This is a genomic window from Luteolibacter pohnpeiensis (assembly GCF_016595435.1).
GTDB lineage: Bacteria > Verrucomicrobiota > Verrucomicrobiia > Verrucomicrobiales > Akkermansiaceae > Luteolibacter > Luteolibacter pohnpeiensis.
In genome coordinates this window covers 81,385-96,019 of the sequence record NZ_JAENIJ010000019.1, presented here as the reverse complement: position 1 = coordinate 96,019, position 14,635 = coordinate 81,385, and the positions used below count along the sequence as shown (strand labels likewise).

Genomic DNA, 14,635 nt, shown 5'->3' with positions numbered 1-14,635 from the left:
TTCACTCCAAACGCTTCTCGATCAACCGCGAACCGTGAGCTCCGTATGCTCACTTCCGAATCTCAATCGGAAATGAGTTCTGGCAATCAGTCTAAGCGGTTTTCGGGTGGATCAGACAATGCCTTGGCGCAGAGCCTTGGAGACTGCTTCCGTTTGCGAACGGACCTGAAGCTTCCGGTAAACCGAGCGCAGGTGCATATCCACCGTGTGCTGGGAGATATCGAGCTGATCCGCGATTTCCTTTTTGATCAGACCACGGACCAGAAGGCGGAGGACGTCTTCCTCGCGGCTGGTGAGCTGCTCAAGCTGCTGGACCGGGCCGTGACTGGAAAAGCCCTGCAGAATCATTTTCGCAATCGGGGCACTGAGAGCCGCGGAGCCTGCGATCACATCGCGCACTCCGGAAATGATGTCGTCCGCGTCCGCGGTTTTCAAAAGGTAGCCGGAAGCACCATTACAGATCGCGCGATAGACGCGTTCCTTATCGTCATACGACGAGAGAATGAGAACCTTGATGTCCGGCAAGGCGGCACGGATTTCTGACAGCACCTGAAGGCCATCCCGCCGGGGAAGGCCTAAGTCCAGTAGCAAGACCTCAGGACGTTCCTTGGTAAAACGCAGCTTCTCAAACAATTCATCCGAATTGGAAAAGTGATACGGGCAATCAAGATCGGCCTCACTACCGAGTAACTTTCGCATTTGCGTTGCGAAAATTTTGTCATCTTCAAGAATCCAAATGGTCGTTTTAGTGCCAGGAGTCATGACTGGTAGTTTTGAAAAACGTGAAGTAAGGGCAGGAAAATAGCTGTGGGGATCACTCGATCTGAAGAGCAGAGTGCTGCAATTTCAGGCCAAGTGTGTTAAGGGAAACCGGAGTCGACTTCAGGTGTAGGGATTGATCGATGGATGGATAGCTTTTTCCGCAAATCTATCAAATAATACCTCACTGAGAGACACATGGAAGAATGACTGGGCCGAAAATTTAATCAATATTTTTTAACCGCCAAGGTATCCGAGATAATGGATTGCTCCATGAATCGCTTCACGGATTCTCGCTTCAGTCTCAGCTCGCGCCACTCGTTGACCAGGCGGCTGGCTTTGATGATGCCGCAACCGGCGGGGATGTGGACCTGATTTTCATGCCACCAAATGCCACGGATGGTAACCACGGCATCGAAGCGTCCGTCTTTCCAAACGCCGAATGGCGATCCGAAGTGACTTGGGCAGTGCAGCTGGCTGCGCCAATTTTTCAGCATTGCCAGCGTGCGATCGGTCCGTGGCAGCGGGCCCAAAGCGGGAGTAGGGTGGAAGCGTTCCACCAATTCATCGACCGAAAGCGGGGCTGCCAATTCAACACTGATCAGGGTGAGGAAATGGACCAGCGATCCGAGATTCAGAATCTCGCGCGGTTTCCGGCACATGGCACCGAGACCTAAAAGCTTCGTTTCCAGAGTCTTGGCGACGTATTCGTGCTCCATGATCTCTTTCTCGTCGACGGCGAAAACTTCCCGGTCTTCGCTGCGGGCGGTTCCAGCCAAGGCCATGGTTTGCAGGTGCTTGCCTTGCAGGGAAAACAGCAACTCCGGCGTGGCACCGGCAAAACCGCCATTTTCCTGCACCCAACCATAGGAACAGAGCGGGGTTTGTTGTCGGGCCATGGCGGCAATCACACCTGCGCCGACCGGTTGCTCCGCTTCGCCGGTTTCGACCACCACTGGAACCGTTTTTTCGAATTCTTCTTCATGGATGGCATACATGATCTCCTGAAATACCCGTGAAAACGGGCCGGGATCGGGAGAGCGCCAGTGGATTTCCGGCATTTCAGCATCGCCAAATTCGGCGGCGAATTTCTCGGTTCGGATTTCCCGATAGGAACTCGGAATTTTCCAAGGAGTCGATGAGGTCAGGCCGTAATCATGGACAAGAAATGCCACTCCGCTTTCGGGTGGTTCGGCCGCCGAAACAAATGGACCTTCGCCAACGACGACCGAGCCATCGCTTCTCGCAAGCCAGGCCATGGATTCGGGAGGCAGGTTCATGAAGTTGAGCGCAACGTGTGGGAGGATCGGCTGTCGAGCAAGTAGAACCTGCCGTTAGAATGCATCCTTGATCCAGACGAGTCGCGGCTTCTTCCCATCCTCCACATAGACTTCGATCACGTCGAAACGCCATGGGATGTTGCGGTGACCCAAGCGTTTCAGCCAGGCGTTGGCTCCACGTTCAATCAATGCCTGCTTGGATTTTCCCACCGCGTCCAATGGGCGGATTTTGGTGTGCTCCTGCCTGGTTTTGACTTCGATAAACAGAAGCAAATTCTGGTCCCGCGCGACAATATCGACCTCGCCACCACGTGGGGCACGGAAGTTCCGATAAAGGATTTTACACCCCTGCGCGCGCAACCAATCACGGGCCGCTATTTCGCCATACTCGCCGATGGCGAGGTGGTCGCGGGCGACTCCGTTTTGGTCAACCGAGCGGTAGTTGCAATTGAGCGACCGGCTGAAACGAGCGACGATGATGGCGACAAGGTCCGTGGGTCCGAAGAGCTTCAAGGTGTTCTCTTGTACCGTATCCTTGGTGCTTTGCGAAGCCGTATTGTGGAAATTCTTCGTGCAAGGTTTTCATGACCCGGTCGCGCGAAACCTTGGCGATCACACTCGCAGCTGCGATCGAGAGCGAGCGGCTATCACCTTTGACAATCGCATCATGGGGCCAGGGGAAATTCTTCACGCGCAAGCCATCGATGAGGCAACGCTGCGGATGTTGACGAAGTCGAGAGACCGCGCGTTCCATGGCTAAATGGCTGGCACGGAGAATGTTGAGTGACTCAATTTCCTCGACCTCGGCAAATGCGACGGCCCAGATGACTTCGGGATCCTGGGTCAGAATGTCATAAAGCTGCTCTCTTTTTTTGGCAGATAGCTTTTTGGAATCATCCAATGCCGGGATCTGGGTGTCCGATGGGAGAATCACCGCTGCCGCAGAAACGGGACCTGCCAGCGGGCCGCGGCCTGCTTCATCAATTCCTGCGATCAGGCTGATGCCCTGTTGTCGCAGTGCGTTTTCAAATGAGAAGTCCGGCATGCGGAGAGATTAAGCCTGCGCTGGCGCACTTGTCAGCGGCTCATGCCAGGTTTTTCAGTGGCAAAAATTTGGGTCGCAAAAAGCGCGCCATCGCTATCGACCACCACACCAATTCCCGTTTGAGTCCACCACTTGGCTTTCATGTTGCGCGCATGAGGTCGGGAATCAACCCACAGCCCGAGTAACTGCTTCGCGGGAGAACTGCCACTGCTGTAGGCGGTTACCACATTTTCGCCAAAGGCACCGAGCTGATAATTTTTCTGCGCGATCCGTGCCCGATCATCAAAGTCGGCATGACTCAGCTTTTTCCATTTTTTATCAAAGTCGCCGCGGTTGCGACGTAGGAATTCACTGTGTTCACGCGCGAGTTGATCCAATCCGCTGTGCCTCTGCAACGGCTTCACTCCGTGGGCGGTGCGCCAGGCATTAACTTCCCTGAACAACGCCGCTTCAACGGATTCGCCACGGTCCGCCTGTTGTGCAACGGGCGTGGAGCTGAAAATCTGCGCCGGGCTGCAAGACCACTCGACCACACTGAGGGTCAGTGTAGCCAGAAGGACGGACAGGCGTTTGATATTCATGGCGATAGCAGTGGATTGTTTAGCATCGCTGCAGAAATGGCATCTGTAAAGCAAGCGGCCGGATCCGCTCCGCGTTAATCAAGGTAGCTAAGTGCCTGATGATCGCTGAAAATGCGATACTCCGTTACTTCGCGGTGGGGACTTTTTCGTAGGTGGAGATCAGATCGTGGAATTTCTCACCTTGCACGCTGATGTGTGAGCGGATCGCGTTTGCTGCCGCTTCTGAGTCTCCAGCTTCCAGAGCTTTCAGGATCACGGCATGCTCTTTCATCGATTGGTGCATGCGGCCTTTGGCTCGGAGCTGCATCCGGCGGAATGGCCGCAACCTGCGTTGCAGCTTCCCAGCCTCTTCGGCTAAAAAGCTATTGCCGCTGAATTGGTAGATTAGGAGATGGAATTCCTCGTTCTCACGGTAGTAGGCGTCTGGATCATCCTTTTCCATCGAAATTTCACAAGCCCTGGCCGCCTTCGCAATTTCTTTCAACCCCGATTTGGATACCCGTCTGGCGGCCAAGCGTCCGCATAAAGCCTCAAGCTCAGCCATGACTTCGAACATTTCCACGAGTTCGATGATCCCCGGGTGTTGCACATAGGCTCCGCGCCTGGGAATCAGCTGTACCAGGCCAGATCCTGCGAGCATTTGCAGTGCTTCGCGAAAGGGAGTTCTGGAAACTCCGTAAAAGGTGGCCAGCCGCACTTCATCCAATCGCTCACCATTTTCAAATTCCCCCTCAATGATCCGTTGTTCCAGACTTTCACGGATTCGATCAGAGGTGCGGGTGAGCATGGCGCAAAACTACAGGAGTCGATCTTTAAATTCCAGAATCACTTTTCCTAGGGTAAACATTGAAGAATTCTGCCCAATCATCACTCTCAGGCATTCGCAAATGGCGGTAAACCCAACCTCATGACTATCTACGGAACCGCCTTGCTTTCAGCCTGTCTCATTTGCGGGCTATTCATCGGAAAGTCGCTGGGGCGACTGTGCGGACTGCAGGTCGATCTCGGAGGCGTCGGGATCGCCATGGTTCTCTTGATGGTGGTGACTGGATGGCTGAAGAAAAAACAGCTTCTGAACTCGAAAACCGAGGCGGGTATCACCTATTGGAGTGCGATTTACATCCCCATTGTGGTCGCGATGGCTGCTGGACTGAATGTGCGGGGAGCGATTCGAGGAGGGCCGGCAGCCCTTTTGGCGGGAGTTTTGGCAGTGGCTGCCTGTTTTGCGTTGGTGCCGGTTATCAGTCGTTGGGGAAAGCCTTAGCATGAACGTTTTGGATCAAGATTTGTCGGTGATGAATCCCACCCTTGCGGATGGATGTTCCTTGCTCGTGGCCTTTGCCGTGGTCGGGGCGACGGTTTGGATTTCCTACGTTTTATCAGCCAAACTGACTCGCGGGCGCGTGCATGGTTCAGCCATAGCAATCCTGTTTGGTCTGGCATTCGCTTATTGGGGCGGGGTGGCTACGGGAGGAGAAAATGGCATCGTGGATATTCGTTTTTTTGCCGGATTTGGTCTGATGGGCGGGGCAATGCTGCGGGATCTGGCAATCGTGGCGACGGCGTATGGAGTTCGGGTGGAGGAGCTGCGAAAAGCAGGAATCAGTGGTTTGGTCTCAGTGCTGCTAGGAGTGCTCACCTCATTTGTCATCGGTGCTGTTGTGGCCTATGTTTTTGGCTACCGGGACGCCATCAGCATGGCCACCATCGGTGGGGGAGCCGCCACCTACATCGTCGGCACCGTCACGGGAACCTCCTTGGGTGCCAGCTCGGAAGTGATCGCGCTGAGCGTGGCAACGGGGTTGATTAAATCGATATTGGTCATGATCGTGACTCCCGCAGTCGCGAAATCCATCGGACTTGATAACCCGCGATCGGCACTGATTTTTGGCGGATTAATGGGCACCACCAGCGGGGTGGCGGGAGGATTGGTGGCGACCGACGCCAAGCTCGTGCCCTATGGTGCCCTGACATCAACCTTTTACACCGGCGCGGGATGTCTGCTCGGGCCGTCACTGGTTTATTTTCTGATCCGGTGGATCGTTTGATCCCAGCTGATCAAACAGTCGGTAAGATGAAAAGACTTCACTGGGCCGATGGTGGAGGTCGCGATATCAAAACTTGCATTTGCGGAATCCCCGTCGCAATGGAGGTTCCCACATGAGCTCAACGTTCACCCGAATCCTTCGATTCGTTCCAGCAGCTGCGATTTTCATCGCCGGGCACCTCGGTGCGGCACCGGCCAAGCAAATCCTTCTGGTTCTCACCAATCATTCCCAGCTCGGAGATTCCGGCAAAACGACCGGATTTTTCCTGTCTGAGGCATCCCATCCTTGGGAAGTATTCAAAAAAGCCGGCTACACGGTGACACTTGCCAGTCCGGATGGTGGTTTTGCTCCCGTTGATATCCGCAGCCATGATTTGAAAGACCCGGCGAACAAGGCGTTCTGGGAATCGTTTGGCACCGGTTTGCCGGAAAAGGGCAACCTCGGCGTGCCGAACACCGTCTCGTTGTCTCAAGTTTCCGCCGCCGACTACGCTGGCGTTTTTTACGCAGGCGGGCATGGGACGATGTGGGATTTCCGAAACAACAAGGACGTGGCTAAAGTCACGGCATCGATTTATGAAAATGGCGGTGTGGTCGGGGCGGTTTGCCACGGTCCAGCAGCGTTGATCGATGTGAAATTGTCGGATGGAACCTCTCTCGTTTCTGGCAAAGAAATGGCTGCTTTCACCAACAAGGAGGAAGCTGCGGTGAAGCTCGACAAGGTCGTCCCTTATGCCTTGCAGACGGAGCTCGAAAAAGCGGGAGCTAAAATCGAACTCGGCGAGAATTTCAAAGAAAAGGCAGTCCGCGATGGACGTCTCGTCACAGGCCAAAATCCTTCTTCTGCGAAAAAAGCCGCCGAGTTGATGGTCGACGCTCTGAAGTGATTCGCAATCCAGCCAGGCAAATGCCAGCACTCTTGAAACAGCGGTTGCTCGACTGGATGGGCGGTGATTCCAGCGCATTCGCATCCTTCAACGAGGCCGCCTTGGAGGTGTTTGCCTACCAGTTTGAGCACAACGCGAGTTATCGTCATTATTGCGAAGCGCGCGGTGTCACGGGCGCTCGCCTGACGGATTGGAACGAGATTCCGGCATTGCCGACGGATGCGTTTAAATTTCCAGCCCATCAGCCACGCTGCTTTCCCGCTGAAAACGCCACACGTTATTTCCTCACATCGGGCACGACGCGTGAGGTTCGAGGCAGGCACGAGTTTGAAGATTTGGAGCTTTATGAGAGATCGATCCTGGCGGGGTGGAGCCAGCTTGGATTGCCGGAAATCCGCAACCCATGGTTCCTCTCCCAATCACCCTCCGACGCGCCGAATTCCTCACTGGTCCACATGTTCGAAGTGCTAGATCGATCCATCGCCAGCGAGCGCTGGATGATCGATTTGGAAGGCCATATCGATACTTCGGGTTTTCCTGGGAAAGCGCCTGTTGAACTGTTTTCCACCGCTCTTGCCCTGTTGAAATGGACCGAGTGCAACGGCCCGACGCCGCTTGCTGAAGGTTCATGGATTTTTGAAACCGGCGGCTACAAGGGACTGCGCGAAACGATGGAACCGGAGCGGTTCCGGGAAAAAGTCGCAGCCCATTTTTCCATTCCGGTGAACCGAATCTTGAACGAATACAGCATGACCGAGTTGTCATCGCAGTTTTATCGCTGGCCGGATGAAGAAGGGCATCGTGGGCCCCACTGGACGCGCATCCGCGTGATCAATCCGGAAACCGGTGCACCTGCCGGGGATGGTGAGCCTGGGTATTTGGAGATTCTTGATTTGGCAAATCTTGGCTCAGTCGCTGCCATCCGGACGCAGGATCTGGCCATCGCACGCGGGCCGTCTTCATTCACCCTGTTAGGTCGTGATCCAGGGGCTTTGCCTCGGGGTTGTTCACGTGCTGCAGATGATTTATTGAATCAACGATGAGCAGTGTTTTTGAGCGGATCGATCTTTTGGTGGAGCAGGCGTCAGCGCTTGAGCCCTGGACGGGATCGTTTGATAAGCAAACTCTGCTGAAGCTGCTTGAAGAAGAGCTGGGCGATCCCATGGCTCTCGATCAATGGGTGAACAAAGGGCCGATCCAGACGCGGGCGATCGCGCTTTCGCCCGTGCTTCACGTCGTCAGTGGCAATACTCCGCATGCGGCATTTCAGACGGTCTTTCGCGGGCTTTTGTTAGGCTGTGAGAACTGGGTGAAGATTCCATCCGCGGGTTTGCCCGAGTTTGAAGAGTGGGTGGCGGGTTTGCCGCCAGAGCTTGCTCAATGGATCGAACTCAGGCGCGACCTGCCATCGGCCTGGTTGAATCCGGCGGCCGCAGTGATCTATGGCGGTGCGGACACGATCGAGACGTTTCGGAATCTTTTGCCTGCGGCCACGCGGCGCATTGAACATGGACCGAAGCTGAGTATCGGTGTCGTCTTTGAGCCGAATCAGGAGGCGGCTGGCAAGATAGCTACGGATATCCTTCGTCACGATCAACGGGGTTGCCTCTCGGTCCAGGCGATCTTTGTCGACGGTTCAGAGCATGAACTGATGCAGTTCGGGGATTGGTTAGCTGATGAGCTTGCGGCATATCGTCGCCGGGAGGCCCGGCCATTTCCATCTCTGTCCGATTCAGGGGCTGTCTCGAATACCCGTGAAATCGCACGTTTTCGGCAGGCGAATGGCGATGAGGTGCGCTTGTGGGAAAGCCATGGTTCTACCGACTGGACGGTTCTTTACGAGCGGGAGCCTGAATTGGCACCCGGTCCGTTGAACGGCTTCGTCAAGCTGCATCCGTTTCCGAAATCGGGCCAGAAAGCCGCGTTGGGGCAGGAGGTTGAGCACGTTTCGACCGTGGTGATCCATCCATTCAGTGTAAAATCCGTGGATTCACTGGGCGATCTGCAGCCGCCAAGAATCTGTGCTGCCGGCATGGCGCAAGAACCGACGATTTTCTGGAATGCAGATGGTGAAAAACCACTGGCAAGTCTTGTGCGCTGGCGCGATTTGGGCTGAATTCACGCGTATGCCGGACGCGACGATCCATGCCGTAGCTCTTTTGACTGAAGTGTTGGGACCGATTTTATATCGGGCTGAACTGCCGAATGGAAAACGCATCATGGCGCATTTGTCGAAACCACTCACCGATGCCAAAGCCGAGTTTTCCATCGGGCAGCGGGTGGTTGTCGAGTTGACTCCATTTGATTTCGACTCCGCGAGAATTCTGCGGCTGGAGGATTCCCAGCCTGCAGAATGAATTCGCGCGAGTGATGCGACCGTTACCGGGTGGCGATGACTTCGGTGGTGAAGCCCTTCAGGTAGCCGGTTTCAGGAATGGATATCAGGATGGGGTGGTCGGCGCGTTGGCCGTGATCCTGGACCAGTCGCAGCGATTTTTTCGCATCGACTGAGGCGTCTACCAGATTGTTGAGGAAGAGCTCCCGCGATGCGTGGTGCGAGCAGCAGAAGGTCGAGAGAATGCCACCTTTTTCCAATAGCTTCAGGGACCGCAGGTGGATCTCCTTATAGCCGCGCATCGCATCCATCAGCGTTTTTTTGTTTCGGGTGAAACTCGGAGGATCCAGAATGATCAGGTCGTAATCAGGCTGGGCGTGCTTCAGGAAATCGAACACATTGTGCTCGATCACTTCGAGTTCCAGCCCGTTCAACTCGGCGTTGCGGGTCGCGGCAGCGCAGGCGACACCCGAAATATCGACAGCCGTGACTTTGGCTGCCCCGGCTTTTGCGCAGGCGAGGGCAAATCCGCCCTGGTTGGTGAAGCAATCCAGCACGCGTTTGCCTTTGGCCATGCGTGCGACTTCCTGATGAGACTGCAACTGGTCGAGGTAAAGCCCGGTTTTCTGGCCGTCGAACAGGTCGATTTCGAAATCGAGATCGTTGGCGCGAACTTGAAACGATCCGGGGTTCTCACCGTAGAGCATCTCAATGCCAGGCTCCATGCCTTCCGCTTTGCGGTAAGGTGAGTCGTTGCGAAGTACGATGGACTTCGGATTGAGCAGTGAAACCAGGGCGTCGCGGATCAGGTCACGACGCAGATCCATCGCCAGCGTCAACGTTTGGACCGAAAGATGGTCGCCGTAGCGGTCGACGATCAGACCCGGGATGCCATCGGATTCACTCCAAACAAGGCGGGCCAATGTCTCATCGATGGCAGAGCGTTTGCGCAGCTCGATGGCCTGGCCGATCCGGCGTTGGAAAAAATCCAGATCCAGATCCTGGCGACGGCGGGAAAACCGGCGGGCAACGATTTGCGATTGCGGATTGTAAATGGCAGATCCAAGTGGGCGATCACGGAAATCTTTCAAAGTGATGACGTCTCCGGGCTGGGGATTGCCGAAGGTTTTCTTGATTTCAGTGGCATAAATCCACTCGTGACCGTGAAAAATGCGTGCGCGCGGAGCGATGATGAGACCTGCCATGGGGCGGGAATCACGTCTCAGATCCACGAAATTGTCGAACCAGAAACGAGTTTTGGAGCAAGTCTGTTGCGATTTCCTCTTGATCAGGCAATCAGCAGCGCCTAGGCCATTGCTACCAACCATGGGACAACAATCTAAAAAAATCATCAAACGCCGTCGCCGCTCCAACTACCTGAAGCGGAAAAAGGAACAGGCAAAGTTGGGCGATATCGTCAAAAAAACATCCGGTAAGAAGGATGCTTCGGCCAAGAAGACTGTAGTGAAAAAGGCACCTGCCAAGAAAGTTGCCAAAAAAGCACCAGCTAAGAAGGTCGCCGAGGATACCGCTGCTGCTGTCGAAGAAATCGAAGCTGATGCCCCAGCTCCTGCTGAAGAAGCTTCCGAAGAGGAAACTGCCTGAGATTTCAGGCCTTCGGGATTTTAATCCAGATCAACTGAAGATGGGTGGCTTTTCGGAGCCGCCCGTTTTTTTTGTTCATTTCCCGGATTTTGCTGGGATTGACGGTTTGGACAGGCGCATGCAGATTGCGCCAATGACTGCTGCGGTGAATTACAAGATCGGAAACGAAAAGCTGGTGAAAGTCCTGCCATCTGCAGCATCCCATTTGACCTCGTTGCTGGAAAAACAGGGCAGGGCGGACGGTGCGCTCCGGATCGCGGTCGTGGGTGGCGGATGCTCCGGCCTGCAATACAAAATGGATTTGGTCGATGGCCCGCGCGATCGCGATATTCTGATCCCGAGCAACGGGGTGAACGTCGTGATCGATCCGAAAAGCGCGTTGTTCGTCAGCGGTAGCGAACTGGATTTTTCCGATGACCTGCAGCAGGGTGGGTTCAAAGTGACCAACCCGAATGCGGTGGTAACCTGTTCGTGCGGAGAGAGTTTTGCTGCGTGACGATGAATGCTTTCGAAGTGCTGGGATTGCCGGATCGGTTGTTGATTGCGGATGAGGAATTGCGGGAAGCGTTTCGTCAGGCAGGCAAAAAGCTGCACCCGGATGCAGGCGGATCCGAAACCGAATTTGCATCGGCCAAAGAAGCCAAAGCGATCTTGGAAAGCCCGTCGCGGCGGCTGCGGCACTGGCTGGAATTGCGCGGTTGCCAGGTCGAATCGCGTGGCATCATCGGCGCATCCCTGATGGATTTGTTTGGCGAGATCGGAAAAATCAGCCAACAGGCGGAAGCTGTGATCCACCAACGAGAACAAGCGCGATCCGCACTCATGCGCGCCATGCTGGAATCGAAAACCCAGGAGTGCCGGGAGCAGGTTGAAGCTGGAATCGCCACTGTGGAGCGCGCGATCCAAGAGTGCTTGAAGGGATTTGAACGATTGGAATCCGGTGAAACTCTGGATCAGGACCATGCTTCGCAACTGGTGCGTGACCTGGCATTTCTGGAGAAGTGGAAGCTCGGGCTGAGAAGTTGTTACTCAAGGTTGGTTTGAGTCTGCTGAAACGACCAAGCCTGCGTTTTATCCAATGCGATCCACTGGCCGGGCTGCAAATCATCCGGCAAGCGAAATGGCCCGAGCTGCTCACGATGCAAGGCGATGACTTGGTTTTCAACCCGGTGGAACATTCGCTTGATCTGATGGTAAAGCCCTTCGTGCAAGGTCACCCGTGCCTCATCATCCCCGATGATTTCCAAGTGGGCGAGCATGGTCGTTCGATCTTCGGTGTGAAAGTAAAAACCATTGGCGAAAGCCTCAACCGCATCCGGCCGGATCGGATGCAGCGTCCGAACATGATAGATTTTGGCAATTTTCCGTTCTGGTGCCATCAGGGCCTTTGACCAACGGCCGTCATTGGTCAGCAGCATGAGCCCTGACGTATTTCGATCCAGTCGTCCCACAAGATGCAGGCTTGAGCGGTCGGGATCATCAATGAGATCGATGACCGTTTGATGTTCACGGTCTACAGTGGCACTCACCACACCGATGGGTTTGTGCAGCATGAGATACAAAGCACGCTCGGCGGTTTGAACGGGTTCGTGGCCGATGTAAACCGAAGTGAACCGGTCAATTTCCAGGTGATGATCGTAAATCGTCCCATCGCTGGTACGGACTTGGCCCGACGAGATGAGATCGCGGGCTTTTTTCCGTCCCATCCGTTCGTGTTTCGCCAACAAACGGTCGAGTTTCATGGGCTGGATCGGTTTTGATGCAACCAATCCAGACGCCGCTGGAGTTTGGCCTTTCGCTCAGGAGTAAGATCGGGATACAGCACCGGGTACCAGATGCTCATGACTGCGGCACGTGCAATCAGGCAGTGCTGCAGCACCATCGGATCTATGGTTCCACCAGACTTCTCGTAGCTTGTTAGAATGCCATCGGCAGTTTCCTGATCGTTATCAAGGATTCGCGCATTCCAGATGATTGATGCCAGATCCCATTCGATGGGGCCAAGAAAAGCATCCTCCCAATCGGTCCAAAGCAAACCTTCCGTCGTGTTGAGCACGTTTCCGGGATGAGCGTCGCCATGCAACGGTTGCATCGTGCTCGACTCGATTTTATCTAGCGATTTGGCAAGCGATTCGCGCAGCAAATCTGCGGTATTGGTGGTGAATTGCCCGCGCTGTTCCAGCGTCTCTAACAGCTCAAGACTTTCGTGCAGGATTGCCAGTTTTGGCAGCGGTTGTTGAAACGATTCCAGCAACCGGTGGCAATGATGCAAGGTCGAACCGATTTCGCCAGGAGTCGGTTCTAGTTCGATTTGAGTGACGAATTTCCAGAAATTTACCGGATAACCTGAATGGTGATAGGGACCGGGCGGTAGCTCCGGATGCATTGGAATAACGGGAGCTCCCAGCACAGCCAGGTGTTGGGCAATGGCATTTTCCCGTTCGAACCAACTGGTTCCCTGGCGCGGCCCATCGACGTCCGCTACGATCCGGGCGACCAGGGTTTCTGTAAGCCGAACGACCACGGTGTTACCATTCTGCAGGACATCCGAGCGATCAGGCACGATGCCATGAGAGATGGCGATTTCCGTAGCAGCATGGATGGCGGGATCGGGGGTGGGCATCATGGAAAAAGTTTTGCTTCGAGTATCACCCATCAGCTGAAATTCCAAGGACCGCGACCAGCAAGCAAACGATACTGATCACCCCAAAGAACAGGCATCGCAACCGGCGGTGACTGACGCCTTCCGCTTGCAGCGCCACGATGGCAGCGATGCCGCATTGAATCGTATAAAAGGCGGCAAATGCACGCGAGGCGATGCTGATGATTTGGGTGACATCGGTTAGCCACGTCAGCGTGATTGCCCCGGAACCGATAACGAGGTAAATCCAGCGCATCGACAGGCGTTGGTGGAGTAGCTGCGAAACCAAGCCGCCGCACCCTGAATCATCCGCAACTGCTGCGGAAAACTGACTGCCCACGGCAGAGATGACAATCATGATGGGCAAGGCCGTTGCAACGATGCCCGCAAGCCCAACCACTTCGGTAACGCCACCATTGCCGGAACCGAGCTTGCTGAAAAGCACGGTCGATAGGGATAGGAAAATCAGATAGACCGCTGATGAAATCCACTGGGCCCAACGCATGGTTTTGATGCGCTCTTCTGCCGGATGCTCCGAGCCCAGATAGAGAGATGTCTCAAATCCTTGGACCACGATCAGCAGACCGAGGAGAATGCGTAGGACCGTGAAGGGGCTTGCTTCCGTGGTAAGAATCGGCAGCTTCCACGCTCCACTGGAGACTTGTTGAAAATTATAAATGGCGAGGCCGGTGAGCAATGCGGCGATCATGCCAAGGTTCAGCCCAACGGCGAACCGTTCGACTTTTTCTAACAACTTCAGACCACGGTAGGAACCAATGGATGCGATGATTATCAGAACCCCCGTTGATAATGCTGATGCCAGATTCGGATCCGGCTCGCTTCCGATCACACCACGCAAGACAAAGACCGCTAACAATTTGAGGTAGTAAGTGACGGATATCAGATAAGCCACTGAAAGGATGACCTGCGAAAAGGTTTCGAGGCGTCTAAGTAAGTCACATCCTTTGGCCAGTTGACTTAATCTGGCGCCTTGGCGATGGCCGTGAAATAGGCGGTGATCGGTTTGCGGGCCGGGTTTGACCTTTTGTTGCGCATCACGCGACAACATGGGTTCCGCATAACGGATGTTAAAGCGGGTAGCCGCACCAACTGCGTAAGCCAGCAGCAGCAACGCTCCCATGGCGGGAGCCGCATAAATCCCGACTGTCTTCGCCAGCAAAGGCGCGCAGACCAGGAACCCGCTTCCCATGATCGAGGCTAGCGGCGTTACAGTGGCCAACCAGGTGCGGGAATTTCTGAGTTTCTTCCAGAAGATCAGCACCGCCGCAACTGTGAGTGCCGTGCCGATGGTGATTGCGTTTTCCATCTGGATTGAATGAGATACGGGATTAGTAGGAGTTGTCTTGTTGATTGATAGAAGAACGAACTGACACCGGTATGCAAGCATTGGCATTTGGGGCAAAAATTTCCAGCGCCACTGCCATCGAAAGATCA

19 protein-coding genes are annotated in these 14,635 nt (G+C 54.7%); 9 read left to right on the top strand and 10 right to left on the bottom strand.

Annotated features, from left to right (window positions below; all coding sequences use genetic code 11):
* Positions 1-111 precede the first annotated feature (111 nt).
* The 6 genes from JIN85_RS12745 to JIN85_RS12720 all read right to left on the bottom strand — a co-directional run bounded on the left by JIN85_RS12745 (position 112) and on the right by JIN85_RS12720 (position 4,452).
* The gene (locus JIN85_RS12745; protein WP_267906662.1) at positions 112-762 is read right to left on the bottom strand and encodes a response regulator; all 651 of its coding nucleotides are present in this window, start codon (positions 760-762) and stop codon (positions 112-114) included.
* Between the two features lie 224 nt (positions 763-986).
* Positions 987-2,039, bottom strand: a complete 1,053-nt coding sequence (locus tag JIN85_RS12740) for a chorismate-binding protein (RefSeq protein ID WP_200271272.1) — start codon at positions 2,037-2,039, stop codon at positions 987-989.
* Positions 2,040-2,093: 54 nt separating this feature from the next.
* Positions 2,094-2,552, bottom strand: a complete 459-nt coding sequence (locus JIN85_RS12735; protein ID WP_200271270.1) for a YraN family protein — start codon at positions 2,550-2,552, stop codon at positions 2,094-2,096.
* Positions 2,467-3,084 (bottom strand): ribonuclease HII, encoded by a 618-nt coding sequence (locus JIN85_RS12730; RefSeq protein ID WP_200271266.1) that lies wholly within the window; start codon positions 3,082-3,084, stop codon positions 2,467-2,469. The genes JIN85_RS12735 and JIN85_RS12730 overlap by 86 nt, the downstream gene beginning before the upstream one ends.
* A gap of 32 nt (positions 3,085-3,116) precedes the next feature.
* On the bottom strand, positions 3,117-3,665 hold the full coding sequence (locus JIN85_RS12725; RefSeq protein ID WP_200271264.1) for a CAP domain-containing protein: 549 nt from the start codon (positions 3,663-3,665) through the stop codon (positions 3,117-3,119).
* Positions 3,666-3,789: 124 nt separating this feature from the next.
* Positions 3,790-4,452: a GntR family transcriptional regulator gene (locus JIN85_RS12720; protein ID WP_200271261.1), complete on the bottom strand. Its 663-nt coding sequence runs from the start codon at positions 4,450-4,452 to the stop codon at positions 3,790-3,792.
* A gap of 120 nt (positions 4,453-4,572) precedes the next feature.
* On the opposite strand from JIN85_RS12720, the gene madL reads away from it, so the two are divergent.
* From madL to JIN85_RS12690, 6 genes are all read left to right on the top strand, one after another.
* Positions 4,573-4,929: a malonate transporter subunit MadL gene (madL, locus tag JIN85_RS12715; protein WP_200271259.1), complete on the top strand. Its 357-nt coding sequence runs from the start codon at positions 4,573-4,575 to the stop codon at positions 4,927-4,929.
* Positions 4,930-4,960: 31 nt separating this feature from the next.
* Entirely contained in the window at positions 4,961-5,713 is a 753-nt protein-coding gene (gene madM / locus JIN85_RS12710; protein ID WP_200271257.1) for a malonate transporter subunit MadM, read from the top strand.
* Between the two features lie 112 nt (positions 5,714-5,825).
* Entirely contained in the window at positions 5,826-6,599 is a 774-nt protein-coding gene (locus tag JIN85_RS12705) for a type 1 glutamine amidotransferase domain-containing protein (protein WP_200271255.1), read from the top strand.
* A 20-nt stretch (positions 6,600-6,619) separates the two neighbouring features.
* Positions 6,620-7,642 (top strand): long-chain-fatty-acid--protein ligase, encoded by a 1,023-nt coding sequence (locus JIN85_RS12700; protein ID WP_200271253.1) that lies wholly within the window; start codon positions 6,620-6,622, stop codon positions 7,640-7,642.
* On the top strand, positions 7,639-8,715 hold the full coding sequence (locus JIN85_RS12695; protein ID WP_200271251.1) for an acyl-CoA reductase: 1,077 nt from the start codon (positions 7,639-7,641) through the stop codon (positions 8,713-8,715). Before JIN85_RS12700 ends, JIN85_RS12695 begins: the two co-directional genes overlap by 4 nt.
* A gap of 10 nt (positions 8,716-8,725) precedes the next feature.
* On the top strand, positions 8,726-8,956 hold the full coding sequence (locus JIN85_RS12690) for a S1 domain-containing protein (protein ID WP_200271249.1): 231 nt from the start codon (positions 8,726-8,728) through the stop codon (positions 8,954-8,956).
* Between the two features lie 22 nt (positions 8,957-8,978).
* On the opposite strand, the gene JIN85_RS12685 is transcribed toward JIN85_RS12690, so the two are convergent.
* Positions 8,979-10,139, bottom strand: coding sequence for a class I SAM-dependent rRNA methyltransferase (locus tag JIN85_RS12685; RefSeq protein ID WP_200271247.1), 1,161 nt, complete (start codon positions 10,137-10,139; stop codon positions 8,979-8,981).
* 121 nt (positions 10,140-10,260) lie between these two features.
* Between JIN85_RS12685 and JIN85_RS12680 the strand changes: the two genes are divergently transcribed.
* The 3 genes from JIN85_RS12680 (at position 10,261) to JIN85_RS12670 (ending at position 11,583) form a co-directional block, all read left to right on the top strand.
* Positions 10,261-10,539: a hypothetical protein gene (locus JIN85_RS12680; protein ID WP_200271245.1), complete on the top strand. Its 279-nt coding sequence runs from the start codon at positions 10,261-10,263 to the stop codon at positions 10,537-10,539.
* Between the two features lie 118 nt (positions 10,540-10,657).
* Positions 10,658-11,035, top strand: coding sequence for a HesB/IscA family protein (locus JIN85_RS12675; protein ID WP_234047402.1), 378 nt, complete (start codon positions 10,658-10,660; stop codon positions 11,033-11,035).
* 2 nt (positions 11,036-11,037) lie between these two features.
* Positions 11,038-11,583 (top strand): DnaJ domain-containing protein, encoded by a 546-nt coding sequence (locus tag JIN85_RS12670; protein ID WP_200271243.1) that lies wholly within the window; start codon positions 11,038-11,040, stop codon positions 11,581-11,583.
* On the opposite strand, the gene JIN85_RS12665 is transcribed toward JIN85_RS12670, so the two are convergent.
* The 3 genes from JIN85_RS12665 to JIN85_RS12655 are packed head-to-tail and all read right to left on the bottom strand — an operon-like array spanning position 11,565 to position 14,507.
* Positions 11,565-12,281 (bottom strand): pseudouridine synthase, encoded by a 717-nt coding sequence (locus JIN85_RS12665; protein ID WP_200271241.1) that lies wholly within the window; start codon positions 12,279-12,281, stop codon positions 11,565-11,567. The genes JIN85_RS12670 and JIN85_RS12665 overlap by 19 nt on opposite strands.
* Complete coding sequence (locus tag JIN85_RS12660; RefSeq protein ID WP_200271239.1) at positions 12,278-13,165, bottom strand: aminoglycoside phosphotransferase family protein; 888 nt, start codon at positions 13,163-13,165, stop codon at positions 12,278-12,280. The genes JIN85_RS12665 and JIN85_RS12660 overlap by 4 nt, the downstream gene beginning before the upstream one ends.
* A 22-nt stretch (positions 13,166-13,187) precedes the next feature.
* Positions 13,188-14,507, bottom strand: coding sequence for a hypothetical protein (locus tag JIN85_RS12655; protein ID WP_200271237.1), 1,320 nt, complete (start codon positions 14,505-14,507; stop codon positions 13,188-13,190).
* Positions 14,508-14,635 lie beyond the last annotated feature (128 nt).

Excerpts from the sequence above, each read along its gene's own strand:
- JIN85_RS12745 (WP_267906662.1), bottom strand. The coding sequence starts at position 762 with ATGACTCCTGGCACTAAAACGACCATTTGGATTCTTGAAGATGACAAA.
- JIN85_RS12740 (WP_200271272.1), bottom strand. The coding sequence starts at position 2,039 with ATGAACCTGCCTCCCGAATCCATGGCCTGGCTTGCGAGAAGCGATGGC.
- JIN85_RS12730 (WP_200271266.1), bottom strand. The coding sequence starts at position 3,084 with ATGCCGGACTTCTCATTTGAAAACGCACTGCGACAACAGGGCATCAGC.
- JIN85_RS12725 (WP_200271264.1), bottom strand. The coding sequence starts at position 3,665 with ATGAATATCAAACGCCTGTCCGTCCTTCTGGCTACACTGACCCTCAGT.
- JIN85_RS12720 (WP_200271261.1), bottom strand. The coding sequence starts at position 4,452 with ATGCTCACCCGCACCTCTGATCGAATCCGTGAAAGTCTGGAACAACGG.
- madL (WP_200271259.1), top strand. The coding sequence starts at position 4,573 with ATGACTATCTACGGAACCGCCTTGCTTTCAGCCTGTCTCATTTGCGGG.
- madM (WP_200271257.1), top strand. The coding sequence starts at position 4,961 with ATGAATCCCACCCTTGCGGATGGATGTTCCTTGCTCGTGGCCTTTGCC.
- JIN85_RS12705 (WP_200271255.1), top strand. The coding sequence starts at position 5,826 with ATGAGCTCAACGTTCACCCGAATCCTTCGATTCGTTCCAGCAGCTGCG.
- JIN85_RS12700 (WP_200271253.1), top strand. The coding sequence starts at position 6,620 with ATGCCAGCACTCTTGAAACAGCGGTTGCTCGACTGGATGGGCGGTGAT.
- JIN85_RS12695 (WP_200271251.1), top strand. The coding sequence starts at position 7,639 with ATGAGCAGTGTTTTTGAGCGGATCGATCTTTTGGTGGAGCAGGCGTCA.
- JIN85_RS12690 (WP_200271249.1), top strand. The coding sequence starts at position 8,726 with ATGCCGGACGCGACGATCCATGCCGTAGCTCTTTTGACTGAAGTGTTG.
- JIN85_RS12685 (WP_200271247.1), bottom strand. The coding sequence starts at position 10,139 with ATGGCAGGTCTCATCATCGCTCCGCGCGCACGCATTTTTCACGGTCAC.
- JIN85_RS12680 (WP_200271245.1), top strand. The coding sequence starts at position 10,261 with ATGGGACAACAATCTAAAAAAATCATCAAACGCCGTCGCCGCTCCAAC.
- JIN85_RS12675 (WP_234047402.1), top strand. The coding sequence starts at position 10,658 with ATGCAGATTGCGCCAATGACTGCTGCGGTGAATTACAAGATCGGAAAC.
- JIN85_RS12670 (WP_200271243.1), top strand. The coding sequence starts at position 11,038 with ATGAATGCTTTCGAAGTGCTGGGATTGCCGGATCGGTTGTTGATTGCG.
- JIN85_RS12665 (WP_200271241.1), bottom strand. The coding sequence starts at position 12,281 with ATGAAACTCGACCGTTTGTTGGCGAAACACGAACGGATGGGACGGAAA.
- JIN85_RS12660 (WP_200271239.1), bottom strand. The coding sequence starts at position 13,165 with ATGATGCCCACCCCCGATCCCGCCATCCATGCTGCTACGGAAATCGCC.
- JIN85_RS12655 (WP_200271237.1), bottom strand. The coding sequence starts at position 14,507 with ATGGAAAACGCAATCACCATCGGCACGGCACTCACAGTTGCGGCGGTG.